Genomic DNA, 15006 nt, shown 5'->3' with positions numbered 1-15006 from the left:
CATAAGGATAATTCGAACTAATCTTAATCCATGCTCCTTCAGTTACATTTGCTTTCTTTTACTCACTTCTCGCGACTATTAGTGGCATTTTGAGACAATTTCCTACACTCCTTTCTTTCCCTTAGTTGATATAAATCATGGTTAGAAGAAAACAGAATCACCTGTATTTCTCGATACATGAATCCAAACTGCCTGACTTTTCGTAACTAAATTACAGATAGACACGATTTTTAGTATGGCACGTTTTTGAGGAACCAAGATGTTAGATACCCTCATGCTGTCGCGGATCCAATTCGCGGCCAATATCAGCTTTCACATTCTCTTCCCGACCATCACCATTGCGTTGGCATGGATGTTGGTGTTTTTCAAATGGCGATATAACCGCACACAAGCCCCCGTATGGCTCGATGTTTATTACTTCTGGGTCAAGATATTCGCTCTCACTTTCGCCTTGGGTGTGGTATCCGGCATTACGATGAGTTTCCAGTTTGGTACCAACTGGCCAGGCTTTATGGAACGAGTCGGAAACGTCGCTGGACCATTGCTCGGATACGAAGTGATGACCGCCTTCTTTATGGAAGCCACCTTCCTGGGTGTAATGCTTTTTGGGCGAGGACGAGTACCGGAATGGGTTCATACTCTCGCCACCGTTCTGGTTGCTGTTGGGACAAGTATGTCCGCATTTTGGATTCTGGTGCTTAACAGCTGGATGCACACACCAAGTGGCTATGAAGTGATTGACGGCATTGTTCATGTGACCAGTTGGAAAGAAGTCATTTTCAATCCTTCTTTACCGTACCGTCTTCTACACACGCTATTAGCATCGGCGCTGACTGCCAGCTTCTTGATTGCGGGTATCTCGGCTTATCAAATAATGAAAAAGCCAGATCATCGCTCAGCCAAACTTGGCCTAAAAGTCGCGTTGTTCGCGGCGGCTGGGTTCATCCCGGTACAAATCTTTGTCGGTGACCTTCACGGGTTAAACACGCTTGAACATCAACCTGCAAAAATTGCAGCGATGGAAGGTGTGTGGGAGACCGAGCAAGGCGCGCCTCTTCTTCTGTTTGCGATGCCAAATGAAGAAACTCGCAGCAATGATTTTGAAGTGGGCATCCCTAAGTTGGCGAGTTTGATTCTTACGCATGACTTAGACGGGGAAATCCAGGGGCTTAACGAGTTTGCGCCTGACCACCCGCCAGTGAAGCCCTTGTTCTTTGGTTTCCGCGTGATGGTTGGTGTAGGTGTCCTTATGCTGCTAGTTAGCTGGTATGGCGCGGTGAAGCTAACACGCAAAAAATCGCTACCTAAACCTTACCTATACACAGTATTAGCCATGACGTTCTCTGGTTGGATAGCCACACTGGCGGGTTGGTATGTTACTGAGATTGGTCGACAACCTTGGTTGGTCAGCGGTGTATTGCGAACATCCGAAGCCGTCACCACGGTTGCGAGCAGTAGCGTGATGACTTCGCTCATTATGTACTTAGCCATTTATGCTGCATTGCTGGTTGCGTACATCCATACCCTATTCTATTTGGCGCGCAAAGACGTTGCAGCCCATGAAGTCCCACCGACACAACAAGAGGCCTAATCATGCTCAACTATCTACCAGAAATTTATCTTCTGCTGCTTGGCTTCTCGGTCTTTATGTATGCCGTGCTCGACGGCTACGACCTTGGCGTCGGTATCCTGTTGCCAAGTGATAATGAAGCGCAACGTGACCGAATGATAGCATCTATCGGCCCTTTCTGGGACGCGAATGAAACGTGGTTGGTGTTAGCCGTCGGTATTCTGCTGATTGCCTTTCCTACCGCTCATAGCTTGATTTTGACGGAGCTTTATATGCCGACCGCCATCATGCTTATCGCACTGATCATGCGTGGCGTGGCATTCGACTTCCGAGCCAAAGCCAACTCGGATCATAAGCCTCATTGGGATTGGTGCTTCCGAATTGGCTCGCTAATCACCGCACTAACTCAGGGTTACATGGTGGGTCGTTACATCATGGGGTTTGAGCAATCAACCGAAGCATTTGGCTTTGCATGGTTAAGCGCACTTTGTGTAACAGCGGCGTACGTTTACATCGGTGGCGCATGGTTGGTACTGAAAACGGAAGGTGATTTGCAAATACGTTCGGCGCGTTGGTCTCGCCGTGCTGGTTGGTTAGCGGCTCTGGGTATCTTGGTAGTGAGTGTTGTAAACCCAATTGTAAATCAACAAGTTGCCTTGCGTTGGTTCAGCTTCCCAGAAATCTTGTTGCTTGCCCCAGTTCCGCTGATTGTGTTTGCGACCATCTTCCTCGTTGATCGCTATTTGCGTCAGGTTCCAATGGTGAATGATCTGGGTGTGCGCTGGCCTTTCTTTGGTGTCACCGTCATTTTCGCGTTGAGCTTTCTTGGTCTTGCGTATAGCTTCTTCCCAGAAGTTGTGCCGGGGTTGATGACCGCACAACAAGCGGCCTCCTCACCTGCGACATTAATAATCGTGGGCTACGGTGTGATGATTGTTATGCCGGTGATATTGCTTTACACCTTTGTGGTATACCGGATCTTCAAAGGCAAAGCGACAGAACTTAGCTACAAGTAGGAAGGTAATTCCTCAACAAAGCGCCGCTGCTCATGCGGCGTTTTTTTGCAGTACTCACGACTAAAGTATCTACCCAAGGCGACTGAGTGGGAACGCTGAGAGAATGTAGCGGCAGCCAGTAGTTTGTTCCTAACTAGAACGAGATAACCGTTTCTCAACTATAGCGATACAGGCACAAAAACAGAAAGAACATTTGATGTTACAAAAGGTAGACCGCCACTTTAAAACGCTTTGAGTATTTTTTGCGCTCAATGAGGTACAAGTATACTTATGCTTTTTATGACTTGTGAACACTCAATTGCATGTTATGTTGCTGTTGAAATCGTACATAAAATAAGGACAAGAACATGAAGATAAGATGCAAAACGACGCAAAGCATTGAAAAATTTAACCCTGATGACCTCAATCCAAACACAGATCTCTTTGGTATGATTGCTGTTGTATTCGTGTTCATGGCTGTTTTGCTTAGCATCTAGTAGCAATACGTTCATTCTTGTGGCCGTATTCATACCTCATGTGATATGGGTGCTAAATTCTAGATTAAAGCGGATGTGCTAACCCGCACCAATCAGATTATGGCTGCCTCTGTATAGCATCTTCAATTTTGGCGTTGTATAGAGGTGAGATGTGAATAGTTGGCTTGTAGATAGAATGGCGCTTGCACCTTGAGCACTCTTGTGTACTTTCAATGACGCATTACTTTAGTGCAGATATGAAAAAAGGCCTGATAAATCAGACCTTTTAGAATGTGGCGGTGAGTGAGAGATTCGAACTCTCGATACGTTGCCGTATACACACTTTCCAGGCGTGCTCCTTCAGCCACTCGGACAACTCACCGAATCAAATTTTGGTTAGCATCATTGGCTAACGAGGCGCTAATTTAATGATTATGTGCCTGATGGTCAAGGCTAAACATAAAAAAAAGCGCCCTTTTCGAATCGATTGCTCACTAAGTAACTAAATTGAGCAAAACTGGGGCATTTACATGCTTTGAGAATAACCGGGAACACGGAACCAACGGCGGCACATATCCAAGAAGTACCCATACAACACACCCATGCCACAAGAAATAACAGCGTTACTTGCCACTGCGGTCACAATTTGATCTGTAGACGCGCCAACCGCGAATAAGATACCCGCATAAACTGGAGATTGAAATAGTACATAAGCGACCAGATCAGAGATGTTTTTCATAAAGGAAGACGGTGACACCTTACTACCTTGATGCAGCACCCAATCACGAAAAACCCCATACGGCCAAGCAATAGCGATATTCACTGGAATCGATAGCGTACGCGATGCTAGAGATTGCTCAAATGTCATCCCTGAAATCAAAATCTCGACAATCATCCCTGTGATAAAGCAAAAAACAACCATAGCAAAGGTATCCGCTGCGGCGTGACGAATACAAAATGGTCCACGAGACTTCATTTACAAAACCCTTAAAATCAAACACTGCAATTAATAAGAATAATAAAACTATTAACCACTAAAAAGACATCAAGCCAGTTAATGATGCAATTAGAACACACAAAAACTAGCTTATGGTTCTGTATTTAAAATTAAGTTGTAAATTTATAACCAACTTTTACAGTAAAAGTAGTTTTTTTCACCAATGGCGAGTAAAAACGCCTAAAATCACGTAAAAATGGTACAAAAACACGGATTTCACTTACATAAAAAGGGGTTACGATAATTATTTTGACGTAAAGTTAGAACAAAACTCGGACCGAAAACAGTCACTCCTATAGCTTATGCTACCAAGCTGCGAAAATTCAGAGTATTACCGATATAATCACAGTAGAAGGTCTTGCTGTTTTACTCGTAAAAGTAAAACTGCAAGCCTGTTCATTGCGGGTTAGAAGAGTTTGTCACGAAGCTGGATGACGTATGAATAGTAAGAACAATTCACAGTTGCGCCATATTGATTAAATTATGGTGAGGCCAGCAAAATCGTTAATGTATCGATATCATCTTGGTCTGGGGATTGCTGACGCTTTAAGTTACTTCTTATCCGTTCGGCGACTGAAGAAACGTCGCCACTGAGTTCAAGGGGAGCCTCCGCAATGATCGCTGAAATAGCCTCAAGTGCTTCATTAAGATGTCCATTATCTAGAGCGACATAGAAGTTGAGTAACCACTTTTCAGCATTAAAGCTATCTGCTGCATTTCCATCAAAGTCCGATTGGTACTGATATAACTGTGTCGCATGAAGATACAGTGCATCATTTAATTCAGACTCCACTATTGGTTTCGCTATTATGTGATCTGCTCCTACATTAATCATACGCTCTTGTGTTTCTTTGAACACATCCGCTGTACAGCCAAAAATCAGTACCGACTTAGCAGGTGAACTCATTGCTCGAATGGCTGATATGGCCCCAACGCCATCTAGAACAGGCATATGATTATCCATCAGTATCAAATCAAATGGTTTGATCGCAACCTCATCGACTGCAAGCTGACCATTTTCGACACTTGTGCACTCAAAGCCCTTGGCTCGGAGGAAAGTTTCCATAATGATCGCATTTGTTCGGTTGTCTTCAACAATGAGTGCTTTCAACCCTTTACAGTTCAATTTATGTGTATTGATTGACTCTACTTTACCTGGCTTGCAAGGTGTAAGGGCAATTTCGACAGTAAAAGTCGTTCCAGCGTCCTCCTGACTCTCTACAACCACTTGCCCACCCATATGTTCCGCGATTTCTTTGACTATTGCTAAACCAAGCCCTGTTCCACCAAACCGTCTAGTCGTTGATGACTCCGCTTGCTCAAAAGGACGAAAAATGCGTTTTTGTGCCTCTTTTGAAATACCAATTCCTGTATCTTTTACCTTTAGTATCAGCTTGGTGCCTGCCTTACTCGATTTCTCGGCTAGCTCTACCTCTACGATGCCACGATCTGTGAACTTAACAGCGTTATTGAGTAGATTGAACAGTACTTGACGCAAACGGGCTTTGTCATTGTTGTACCAACGACCCGTTGGTAAATGCGAGACTACTCTAAAGCGAAGACCTTTTTCTGCACATAGAGTTTGATAAACACTCTTGATACTGCCGATAATCGACTCAATTGGGAAAGGCTTATTTTCAAACTCAACATGCCCTTGTTCAATTTTTGAGTAATCTAAAATCTCATTGAGTAATGTCATCATGTGATCACCTGAATCATAAAGTGTTCTCAGGTGCTTACGTTGCTCATCGGTAAGTGGTGTTTTTAACAGTATCTGGGCAGTTCCTAGTACACCGTTCATTGGTGTGCGAATCTCGTGGGACAATGTGGCTAAGAATGCCGTTTTAGCGTTTGTCGAAGCCTGAGCTTTTATTCTCTCCTGCTCCAAATAGATCGTCTTTTCATTGAACTTCTCGATAAGCTGTCCGATTTCGTCATCGCTATCGTACTCAATATCTATGATCCCACCTGTTTTAGAGTCGTCAATCTTAGCGGCAATGCGAACAATTGGTTCAACAATATAGCGATTCAGTAAGTAGTAACCGACCAAGACACACAAGAGCAAAAATGGAATGATCCTCCCCTCAACGCTCATCACTTGTTCAAACACTTGATCGGCGACTTTAGCTTTTGCGTTGACAACTTCCATGCGCCAGTCGAACTCTCCGAAATCAAGCTCGCTGACATAAATTTCGTCCGTCAGTTGAAAGTTGTGTTCAATAATCACGTTTGAGTCAGCATCGCGAACCACTACCCCCAAAGAATGCTGGTTCGTGTGCTCTCGAATAAACTGAAAAAGTGCATCAAGTGATAGGTCTACCGTTACAACTCCAGCGAATCGACCGTTTTGGTAGTACGGAGAAGACGCGGTAATCATCTGGACCTGAGTAAAGGTATCGATGTAAACCGTAGACCAACTAACAGAACCTACCGGAGCATCGGCGGCAGCGACATACCAGGGTTCATTATCATAACCGCCAGATTCGGGGTTATTGTAGGAGTGAATTTGGTCAATACCACTATCACTGTTTTTATTGAAGAATAGACTTTTATATCTCCATTGTTCTGCTTTGAGTTCGGGTTTAGGCCATACGCCACCACTAACAAGCATCTTGTCACTCAATTGAAGTATATGTGGAATTATTGTGTTGAGAGATTGAATATTTTCAGTCCCTTGGGCTAGCCCTACTAAGCTGCTCAATACACCTGTAGAACTGAGGAGGGGCTCTTTGATCTCAAGAGCCAGAAGTTGGGTACGTAACTCTAGGTTTTGCTCTAGCTTTTGTCTAACCGGTGGCTCAACAACCAAATAGGCGACAGAACCGATAGTGGCGATAAAGAAGCACAGGTAAAGTGTTAGGGCGAGAATGCTTTTTTTTCTAAGTGATGAGCGAATTTCCATAGATGTGTGAATCATTCCCTAATATCGATTTATCACTAATTGATTGGTAAGATGAGCGCAATCAACCAGCCCATTAACAAATGGTATTCTATTTTGAAACTACAAGACATCCTTTCTCTCCCAGAACTTGACGGTAAACTACTAAACCTAGCAAAAACTCAAGGCTTTGTAACAGCGATGGCTGCAGCGCCAAACGTATTAATGCCTCAAGAGTGGTTGCCATTCTTATGGGGTGGAGAAGAAACAGCGCCATTTACTGACGGTGAACAACTAGAGCAGTACATTGACGAGATTGTACAAATGTGGAACCAAACTCGTCCCGCTCTCCTAGAAGGCACTTGGCAGTGGCCTGCAGGGTGCGCGCTAGATGAGCAAGACATTGTAACAAGTCAGGCTCGCGATTTCTGTGAAGGTGTATTACAAGGCTGGCAACTTGCGCGTGATGACTGGGAAACGTTGATGCCTGAGGATAGCGAAGATAATGCCCTACTCGGTGGTCTTTTACTTTCTCTTACTATGCTTTACGACCCAGAAACAACCATTGAAACATTGGCCGAACAAGGTATGGAAGGCTTAGAGCAGTTTGAGGAAATCTTCAATGCAATGCCAGTGATGTTATGTGGTCTTACCCAGCGCGGTGTTGCATTAGCTGAAGAACAATAGACGCAACGCTGTCGACCATCAAGATTGAACGGCTGAATAGACAAAAAGCTCTCCAAATGGAGAGCTTTTTTGATCATGTTAAAATTACATGTGGAATATACCGCGCCATATCTTGAGTCACTAAGCTACTGTCTTCCCTAATCGAAATACCGGCAGCTCTATCATTGACCAACCAACTGCCAATTAACGTATGGTTTTGCCCAAACTTAGGTAGTGGATGGTATTGCTGGACGATATTAAATTTAGATTCATAAGGCCCTGACGTTTTAACAAAACGTTTTCCATCGATGACGATCTCGATGTTCGCGCCCTCTCGAGAAAATAGTGGCTTGATGACATAATCTCTCATAGTGTTCGCTTTTGAATCGTTAGCAAAATAAGCGGGCAAAAGGTTCGGGTGGTTAGGAAAACGCTCCCACAATAACGGTAAAAGTGCTTTATTGGATAGAATCGACTTCCACATCGGTTCTAACCAGTTTACGTTCGCAGTCGCTAAGTACTTCGCATATTCCTCTTCAAACATAAACTCCCAAGGGTAAAGCTTAAACATCCAACGAATCGCTCTGTCGTCAGCATCCACAAACAGACCATCTTCCGTCACTCCAATATCTTCGACATGCACGAATGCCGTTGCTAACCCTGCCTCTCGCGCGCAATCCTCTAAATACTGGACAGTCCCTTTATCTTCTTCAGTGTACTTGCAGCAGCTAAAGTGAAGTGTTTGTCCTGGTTGGTATTTTGCTATTTCGGCAAAGCGCTCGATCAAAAAGTCTTGAAGAATATTGAATTGATCCGCGCTCTGGTGAACTCGACCTTTATTTACGACATCTTCTAGCCACACCCACTGCCAAAAGCCAGTTTCAAACAAGCTGGTTGGCGTATCCGCATTGTTTTCCAGTAATTTTGCTGACGAGGTCCCGTTGTACGCGAAATCCAGCCGCGAATAAAGCGAAGGTTCGCTTCGTCTCCATGAAGAAGCGACCTGCTCCCACATAGATTCAGGGATCGCACATTGCGTCAGCAACCGCTCACTCCGAACGACTTCATCCACAATAGCCAGGCACATCTGATGCAGCTCTTCAGTGGGCGCTTCTATATCGCGCTCAATTTGCTCCAGCGTGAATTGATAGTAAGCACTCTCATCCCAATACGGTTGGTCATACATGGTATGGAAACCAAAACCAAACTGGCGTGCTAATTCACGCCAGTTTTCGCGCTCTTGTATTTCTCGTCGAAACATAGTGCTTTTTAACCGCCTCGACTGACCGACACCGCTTTACCAAACCCGCCTCGAGACATCGCCCTGCCAATGGTGCCGCCACCACGTTTATTAAGGCTATTCGTCGCAACTTTGGTCGGCTGATTTCGGTAGGAGCCAAAGAATTGTCCTGCTCCATTATAGAATTTGGATTTATAACGGTACATCGGCTCTGAGTAATAGCTCTTGTTATAACCTTTCAACCCGCTTAATGAGCGACTGTAAAAAAAACCGCCAAAGTTAGGTACATAAGCTCGGGAACTGGAACTGTAGTAACAATCATCCTCGTAGAAATCATTCTCGCATTCGAACTCGCTGCGGTAGCGAGGGGCATTTTGTTCGGCACGAGCTAAAGCTTCTTGGTATGCAATGTCACACTGTTCACTAAACTCAGGCGAGTTAGATTTACACTCATCAGCATCAGAAAAAATGTACCCTTCTGTTTTTGACTCGTACGTAGCAAAGAAGAAAATACCACCAAAGGCAGCAAAGGGAAGAATTTTCCCAAGCTTTAAGCTTTTGTCCATGGAAGAACGTTTAACGTTAGAACTCCGCTTCATCGTTCCTCCTAGTAGGTCATGCACGCGGCATTCAATACGCCAACCGAAACAGAAACTGCTGCTAATACAATACCGGCTGGCAGTTCATCTTTTTCGATACGCTCTGCCACTTTCGGAAGTAAAATAAAGCGTACAATTGCAAATGCGATAATTTGAGCAAGCATTGCGACAACGCCCCATACCATAAAATCGACGATATTGACTGAGTTTTTTGCCGCCCCCGAAATCGCGAGACAGTAACCAAGGAAAGCCCCACTTAGCGCAATCGCTGCTGCTGTATTTTGTTTTTCTTTAATCAGATGCCACTCATCGTATGGCGTCAACTTGACGTAGATGAACTTAAACGCCAATACAAAAATAATAGAAACAGAGAAATAGAGTAAAAAGTTTGGGAAGCCTGCTAACAGGCCAGCAATCATGTGCATTATTGTTCCTTGTTCATTTCTTTCCAGGCAAAATCTTCAATACGTTCATCTGCAATGTAAAACAGCTTGGTACTCGCGGGTACTTCAGCATCTAAATCTGGGTTGAGTTGAATACCATCGCCAATATCAAAAGCAATCAGCGTGGCATGATGGCGTCTTTTGAGAAAAACGAAGAGATTCTCAATAGTGGTGGCAGACTGCCCCTCAGGATAAATAACTGAGTATTGCGTCATACCTCGTGTTGAAGCCAAAAGCTCCTGATGAAGCGCACTTGAGCCCGGGTCAACCGCCGCTTTTGCCAACATTTCTGCGCCAACAGCAGGTATGCATTCCGCTTTCGGGCAATGCTGACTTAGAAGTCGGCCTAGCGCTTCATCTTTAAAGTAAGCGACCAAATGAGCGGAAGGGTTTACAGATGCGCAGTATAGAGCGGCTGACAAGGTAATGTCGTCCGAGAGATTATCCACAATAATGCAAGCGGCTTCGGCAATATTGGCGTTTTTCATTTCTTGCGAATCGGTATAACTGGTCACTTTGATAAAACTGATTTCGCCAGGTAACGGGTTCTCTATTTCTGAACGGCTGCATAAAACAATCGGGCGCTTTCCCTCTTCTTCATGTTGTAACATGCGAATAAGGTGCATCGTTCTCGATCCATTCCAGCCCAACAATACAATATGGTTTTCCACTCTTACTCTCCGTTTTCCTAAAATACCCGCTCGCCAATAGTCCATCGCTGCTCCAGCGACACGCCCCAATAATGCGGCGAATAAGCTCAAACCGCCGGGGATTACAAATAGTACGACAACCCATTTACCCATATCTGTTACTGGAGAATGGTCGCCATAACCCACCGTACTCGCCGTAACCATGAGGTAATAGATAAAGTTAGCGAAACTGTCTGTTAATGCTGTTTCACCAGCGAGAACCAGCAGCCACCATGAAAGGCTCACATATAAGCCACTAAAGATGAGAAGGCTTCGGTTGCTCAATTTAAAAAGGTGGGAACTAAGCCACTTTTTAACTACTAACCACACCGCCATAAATTTATGACCTCGATATTCATTGATTGCATCAATAGTAACTCATTGATAGTAAGACACAAAAAAACCAGCCATATTCGGCTGGTTTTTGAGATTTACTTTCAGTTACGCCTACTTTTTAAGCATTACCTTTCACTTGCATATTTAGCTGCTCAGCAAAATCTAGCATGCGGTTCAGTGGGATAAGTGATTTCACACGTAGCGCTTCATCAACAAAAATTTCGTGCTCTTCACCACCTTCACTAAGCGCTTTCTCAATTGCTTTCAAACCGTTCATTGCCATCCAAGGACAGTGTGCACAGCTGCGACATGTTGCGCCTGCACCTGCGGTTGGCGCTTCGATAAGTTCTTTCTCTGGCACAAGTTGCTGCATTTTAAAGAAAATGCCTTTGTCTGTCGCAACGATCATTTGTTTGTGAGGAAGCTCTTTCGCTGCTTTGATCAGCTGACTCGTTGATCCAACGGCATCGGCAAGTTCTACGACGCTTGCTGGTGACTCAGGGTGAACCAAAATAGCCGCATCTGGATACACGCTCTTCATTTTTCGTAGCGCATCAGCAGAGAACTCATCATGAACCACACACTCACCTTGCCAAAGCAGCATATCTGCGCCAGTTTTGTTAGCGATGTACGATCCTAGGTGACGGTCTGGTCCCCAAATAATTGGCTTATCTTCAGCGTCTAAGTGTTCCACGATTTCAAGCGCAATGCTCGATGTAACGACCCAGTCGGCACGGGCTTTAACCGCTGCTGAAGTATTTGCGTAAACTACAACCGTATGATCAGGGTGAGCATCACAAAACTCGCTGAACTTATCCGCAGGACAGCCAAGGTCGAGCGAACATTCCGCTTCCAACGTTGGCATTAGAATGCGCTTTTCTGGTGTCAGAATTTTGGCCGACTCGCCCATAAAGCGAACACCACCAATAATCAATGTACTTGCAGGGTGACGATTACCAAACTTCGCCATTTCCAACGAGTCACCAACAAACCCGCCAGTGTCTTCAGCTAGGGCTTGAATCTCAGGGTCGGTATAATAGTGCGCGATAAGTACCGCATCTTTTTCTTTGAGTAACTTTTTAATACGCTCAATGTAAGATGCTTTTTCTTCTTCGCTTAATGGAACTGGTTTCGGTGGGAATGGGTAAACAGTGTCGATTTTATCTAATATATGGCTCATTGCTCTTGCTCTACGCAACTTCCTTTAATCCGAGTATTGTAACCTCGTTAATTTTCAAAAACCAACTTGTCGCGGGGATTTCTAGCGGTCTAGCCGTATATCTTTGTTACAGGTAGCATTTCCGAGTAGCGAAATTCGGTGCAACACAAGGTCAGAGGCTCTGCATCATTGCTATCGACTTAGCCGTTCTGCACCAACAGAAAATGGAAAAGAAAAAGGAAGCCGAGGCTTCCTTTTCAAAACATAACGTCTTACAGCTTAGAGCTGGCAAGTTTTGCAGATGCACTACCTGGGTATTCATCAACCACTTGTTGGTAGTACTTTTTCGCTTGAGCTGCATTGTTATTACGCTCAGCGATTTCGCCTAATTTAAGCAACGCATCGGCTCGCTTATTGGAGTCTTTGTAAGACACCACAGCGGCAAAACTTTTCACTGCATCCTCATCCTGCTTTTTAGCGAAGTACAACTGACCTAGCCAGTAGTGAGAATTCGCTGAATATGTAGAATCAGGATAATCTTTCTGGAACTGCTGGAACGCTGCAATTGCGCCAGTGTAATCACGCTTTTTGAGAATGAGGTCAACTGCATTCTGATATGCCGTTTGCTCATCAACATTTGGAGTGTACTGGCCACCTGTTTTCACAGGTTGTGCTTCTTGTGCAGGTGTGGATTTTATCTCTCCACGAACACGATCCAGCTCGACAAACAACTCACGTTGACGTTGCAACATTTGTTTCATTTCGTAGCTATTTCGCTCTAATTGACCACGCAATTCACTGATCTCTTGTGACATTTGGTCAATTTGCTGTTGCATTTGGAGCTGAACGCGATTGCGATTTTGTAGCAAACGTTCTAGACGTTCTACTTCCGTTTCAGATGAACGGCTCTTAGAGACGGATGATGTGCTGTTGAGATCGGATACTGGAGCTGGTGCAGCGAACGCAAAGTTCGCTGCACTTGCCAGTAACGTAAGCGCAACAGCGCGCTTAGTGTTACTGAACATGAGGATTACCTCGAATTAGTATACTAGAACCGCGCGACGGTTCTTAGCGTAAACTTCATCTGATTGACCTAGAAGAAGTGGCTTCTCTTCACCGTAGCTAACGATTGAGATTTGGTCAGCTTGAACACCTAGTGCTTGTAGGTAGTTCGCTACTGCTTGTGCACGACGCTCACCTAGAGCAATGTTGTACTCAGGTGTACCGCGCTCATCAGCGTGACCTTCGATAGTTACGTTAAGTGCTGGGTTCTTGCTTAGGTAAGAAGCGTGAGCCGCTAGCATCTCTTCGTAATCTGCTGCAATTGTTGAGTTGTCAAAAGCAAAGTAGATTGTTTGAGTTTCACGTAGCGCTTGCTCTTTTAGCTCTTGCTCTGTCAACTGACCGCTTTGATCAATTGGCGTAGCTACTGTTGTTTCCACTGCGCCATTGTTGTTTGTTGCTGCACCAGTGTTAGAAGCAGCGTCGTCGCTTGAACTACACGCTGTAACAGCCATTACAGGAAGCGCGATTAGTAGCCCTTTTAGAACCTTGTTCAGTTGCATCTTATTTTCCTTTATTAATCAAACTTATTACTACAAAAACGGTGACCATGCAGGCGCTCGAACACGCCCATTTGTTGCCGGTAATCTAGCTTTGAATCGACCATCAATTGACACCATCGATAGTACGTTTTTCTTGTTGTAAATCGAGCTATACACAACCATGCCACCGTTTGGGGCAATACTAGGAGACTCATCAAGCAAGGTCTTAGTTAAGACTTGAAGAGCACCAGTTTCCAAATCTTGTTTCGCCAAATTAAATCCTGCGTTGCTGCGGTTCACCATAACTAGGAATCGCCCATCAGGAGTAATCTGACCACCCAAATTTTGGCTGCCTTGCCAAGTCAAACGGTCAATAGAACCGCTGCCCAAATTTACTTGATAAATCTGTGGTTTACCACCCCTATCCGATGTGAAAATCAACGATTTTCCATCCGGATGCCAGAACGGTTCCGTATTATTTGATCTGCCACGCGTAATTTGCGTCAGCTTACGAGTGTTAAGGTCAAACGTATAAACATGAAGCGAGCCTGTTTTAGAAAGAACAATCGCTAACTTATTGCCATCTGGCGAAAATCTTGGCGCACCATTGTGACGTGGGTATGAAGTAATTTTCTCACGTTCACCGGTGTAGATGTTCATGATGAAGATTTCTGCTTGGCCATTTTGGAAGCTAACATACGCAAGCTTTTTACCATCTGGTGACCACGCTGGTGACATTAATGGTTGCTTAGAACGTAAAACCAGACGCTCATTGTAGCCATCGTAATCAGCGACTCGAAGTTGGTAAGGGAAACGGTCTTTATCGTTCACTACCACATATGCAATACGAGTCATGAAAGCGCCACGGTCGCCAGTTAACTGTTCATACACCAAATCAGAGATACGGTGAGCGTACTCACGCATACGAGGCCCTTGAACAGTGGCTACTTTATTGAACAGCACATGATCTTTTGACAGAACCAATTCACCGTCACTACCAAGCGCCTTACTCTTCCCACCTGTTAACTGACCACGCACAATATCAACAAGTTGATAGTTGATAACGTAGTCACCTTGGTCGTTTTGCTTGATTGAACCAGTCAATAGCGCATCCACACCTAAATTGGTCCAAGCATCAAAATTAACTTCTGATTCACTGAACGGTGTTTGTGGCATTTTGCTCGTTGGAACTGGGCTGAATTTACCACTACGTTGTAAATCCGAGGCGATAACAGCAGAAACATCCGTTGGAAGCGCTTGTGTGCCCTCCCACTTAAACGGAACAACAGCAATTGGTCGTGCTGAATCAATACCATCGGTAATGACCAACTCTAATGCGGCATTCGCCACATTTGTCATACTGCTAAACAGTACAAACATTCCTAGTAAAAGGCGTCTAATCACGTCTTATTCC

General features: G+C 44.6%; 14 protein-coding genes and 1 tRNA gene. 4 read left to right on the top strand and 11 right to left on the bottom strand.

Features of this window, described 5'->3' with window-relative positions:
* Positions 1 to 259 precede the first annotated feature (259 nt).
* The 3 genes from R7190_RS04745 (at position 260) to R7190_RS04735 (ending at position 3062) form a co-directional block, all read left to right on the top strand.
* Positions 260 to 1591, top strand: coding sequence for a cytochrome ubiquinol oxidase subunit I (locus R7190_RS04745; RefSeq protein ID WP_318137519.1), 1332 nt, complete (start codon positions 260 to 262; stop codon positions 1589 to 1591).
* Between the two features lie 2 nt (positions 1592 to 1593).
* Positions 1594 to 2586 carry a cytochrome d ubiquinol oxidase subunit II gene (locus R7190_RS04740; RefSeq protein WP_318137518.1) on the top strand — a complete coding sequence of 331 codons (993 nt, stop codon included), beginning with the start codon at positions 1594 to 1596 and terminating at the stop codon, positions 2584 to 2586.
* Between the two features lie 347 nt (positions 2587 to 2933).
* On the top strand, positions 2934 to 3062 hold the full coding sequence (locus R7190_RS04735; RefSeq protein WP_017635045.1) for a hypothetical protein: 129 nt from the start codon (positions 2934 to 2936) through the stop codon (positions 3060 to 3062).
* A gap of 273 nt (positions 3063 to 3335) precedes the next feature.
* Here the strand turns inward: R7190_RS04735 and R7190_RS04730 are convergent.
* The 3 genes from R7190_RS04730 to R7190_RS04720 all read right to left on the bottom strand — a co-directional run bounded on the left by R7190_RS04730 (position 3336) and on the right by R7190_RS04720 (position 6940).
* A tRNA-Ser gene (locus tag R7190_RS04730) sits at positions 3336 to 3423 on the bottom strand.
* 144 nt (positions 3424 to 3567) lie between these two features.
* Positions 3568 to 4017 carry an L-alanine exporter AlaE gene (locus tag R7190_RS04725; protein WP_005378276.1) on the bottom strand — a complete coding sequence of 150 codons (450 nt, stop codon included), beginning with the start codon at positions 4015 to 4017 and terminating at the stop codon, positions 3568 to 3570.
* A gap of 502 nt (positions 4018 to 4519) precedes the next feature.
* A complete protein-coding gene (locus R7190_RS04720; protein ID WP_158157380.1) occupies positions 4520 to 6940 on the bottom strand; it encodes an ATP-binding protein in 2421 nt (806 codons plus the stop codon).
* 51 nt (positions 6941 to 6991) lie between these two features.
* Between R7190_RS04720 and R7190_RS04715 the strand changes: the two genes are divergently transcribed.
* Positions 6992 to 7603, top strand: coding sequence for a YecA family protein (locus R7190_RS04715; RefSeq protein WP_203345782.1), 612 nt, complete (start codon positions 6992 to 6994; stop codon positions 7601 to 7603).
* 73 nt (positions 7604 to 7676) lie between these two features.
* Here the strand turns inward: R7190_RS04715 and R7190_RS04710 are convergent, their stop codons facing one another.
* The 8 genes from R7190_RS04710 to tolB form a co-directional block, all read right to left on the bottom strand.
* The gene (locus R7190_RS04710; RefSeq protein WP_203345781.1) at positions 7677 to 8843 is read right to left on the bottom strand and encodes a glutathionylspermidine synthase family protein; all 1167 of its coding nucleotides are present in this window, start codon (positions 8841 to 8843) and stop codon (positions 7677 to 7679) included.
* A gap of 8 nt (positions 8844 to 8851) precedes the next feature.
* Positions 8852 to 9421, bottom strand: coding sequence for a DUF1190 domain-containing protein (locus tag R7190_RS04705; protein WP_025766906.1), 570 nt, complete (start codon positions 9419 to 9421; stop codon positions 8852 to 8854).
* A gap of 8 nt (positions 9422 to 9429) precedes the next feature.
* Positions 9430 to 9846, bottom strand: coding sequence for a DUF350 domain-containing protein (locus tag R7190_RS04700; RefSeq protein ID WP_005378281.1), 417 nt, complete (start codon positions 9844 to 9846; stop codon positions 9430 to 9432).
* The gene (locus R7190_RS04695; RefSeq protein ID WP_017820047.1) at positions 9846 to 10889 is read right to left on the bottom strand and encodes a potassium channel protein; all 1044 of its coding nucleotides are present in this window, start codon (positions 10887 to 10889) and stop codon (positions 9846 to 9848) included. The genes R7190_RS04700 and R7190_RS04695 overlap by 1 nt, the downstream gene beginning before the upstream one ends.
* Before the next feature lie 118 nt (positions 10890 to 11007).
* Positions 11008 to 12069 (bottom strand): quinolinate synthase NadA, encoded by a 1062-nt coding sequence (gene nadA / locus R7190_RS04690; protein WP_017820046.1) that lies wholly within the window; start codon positions 12067 to 12069, stop codon positions 11008 to 11010.
* A gap of 251 nt (positions 12070 to 12320) precedes the next feature.
* Positions 12321 to 13073, bottom strand: coding sequence for a tol-pal system protein YbgF (gene ybgF, locus R7190_RS04685; protein WP_005378285.1), 753 nt, complete (start codon positions 13071 to 13073; stop codon positions 12321 to 12323).
* A 15-nt stretch (positions 13074 to 13088) separates the two neighbouring features.
* A complete protein-coding gene (pal, locus tag R7190_RS04680; protein ID WP_005378293.1) occupies positions 13089 to 13613 on the bottom strand; it encodes a peptidoglycan-associated lipoprotein Pal in 525 nt (174 codons plus the stop codon).
* Positions 13614 to 13643: 30 nt separating this feature from the next.
* Entirely contained in the window at positions 13644 to 14996 is a 1353-nt protein-coding gene (gene tolB / locus R7190_RS04675; protein WP_005387925.1) for a Tol-Pal system beta propeller repeat protein TolB, read from the bottom strand.
* Positions 14997 to 15006: the final 10 nt, after the last annotated feature.

The sequence above is a fragment of the Vibrio sp. 1078-1 genome (genome assembly GCF_033340475.1).
This window is presented reverse-complemented; position numbering and strand designations above follow the sequence as displayed.

Excerpts from the sequence above, each read along its gene's own strand:
- R7190_RS04695 (WP_017820047.1), bottom strand. The coding sequence starts at position 10,889 with ATGGCGGTGTGGTTAGTAGTTAAAAAGTGGCTTAGTTCCCACCTTTTT.
- R7190_RS04710 (WP_203345781.1), bottom strand. The coding sequence starts at position 8,843 with ATGTTTCGACGAGAAATACAAGAGCGCGAAAACTGGCGTGAATTAGCA.
- R7190_RS04725 (WP_005378276.1), bottom strand. The coding sequence starts at position 4,017 with ATGAAGTCTCGTGGACCATTTTGTATTCGTCACGCCGCAGCGGATACC.
- pal (WP_005378293.1), bottom strand. The coding sequence starts at position 13,613 with ATGCAACTGAACAAGGTTCTAAAAGGGCTACTAATCGCGCTTCCTGTA.
- nadA (WP_017820046.1), bottom strand. The coding sequence starts at position 12,069 with ATGAGCCATATATTAGATAAAATCGACACTGTTTACCCATTCCCACCG.
- R7190_RS04735 (WP_017635045.1), top strand. The coding sequence starts at position 2,934 with ATGAAGATAAGATGCAAAACGACGCAAAGCATTGAAAAATTTAACCCT.
- R7190_RS04720 (WP_158157380.1), bottom strand. The coding sequence starts at position 6,940 with ATGGAAATTCGCTCATCACTTAGAAAAAAAAGCATTCTCGCCCTAACA.
- R7190_RS04705 (WP_025766906.1), bottom strand. The coding sequence starts at position 9,421 with ATGAAGCGGAGTTCTAACGTTAAACGTTCTTCCATGGACAAAAGCTTA.
- ybgF (WP_005378285.1), bottom strand. The coding sequence starts at position 13,073 with ATGTTCAGTAACACTAAGCGCGCTGTTGCGCTTACGTTACTGGCAAGT.
- R7190_RS04715 (WP_203345782.1), top strand. The coding sequence starts at position 6,992 with ATGAGCGCAATCAACCAGCCCATTAACAAATGGTATTCTATTTTGAAA.
- R7190_RS04740 (WP_318137518.1), top strand. The coding sequence starts at position 1,594 with ATGCTCAACTATCTACCAGAAATTTATCTTCTGCTGCTTGGCTTCTCG.
- R7190_RS04745 (WP_318137519.1), top strand. The coding sequence starts at position 260 with ATGTTAGATACCCTCATGCTGTCGCGGATCCAATTCGCGGCCAATATC.
- R7190_RS04700 (WP_005378281.1), bottom strand. The coding sequence starts at position 9,846 with ATGCACATGATTGCTGGCCTGTTAGCAGGCTTCCCAAACTTTTTACTC.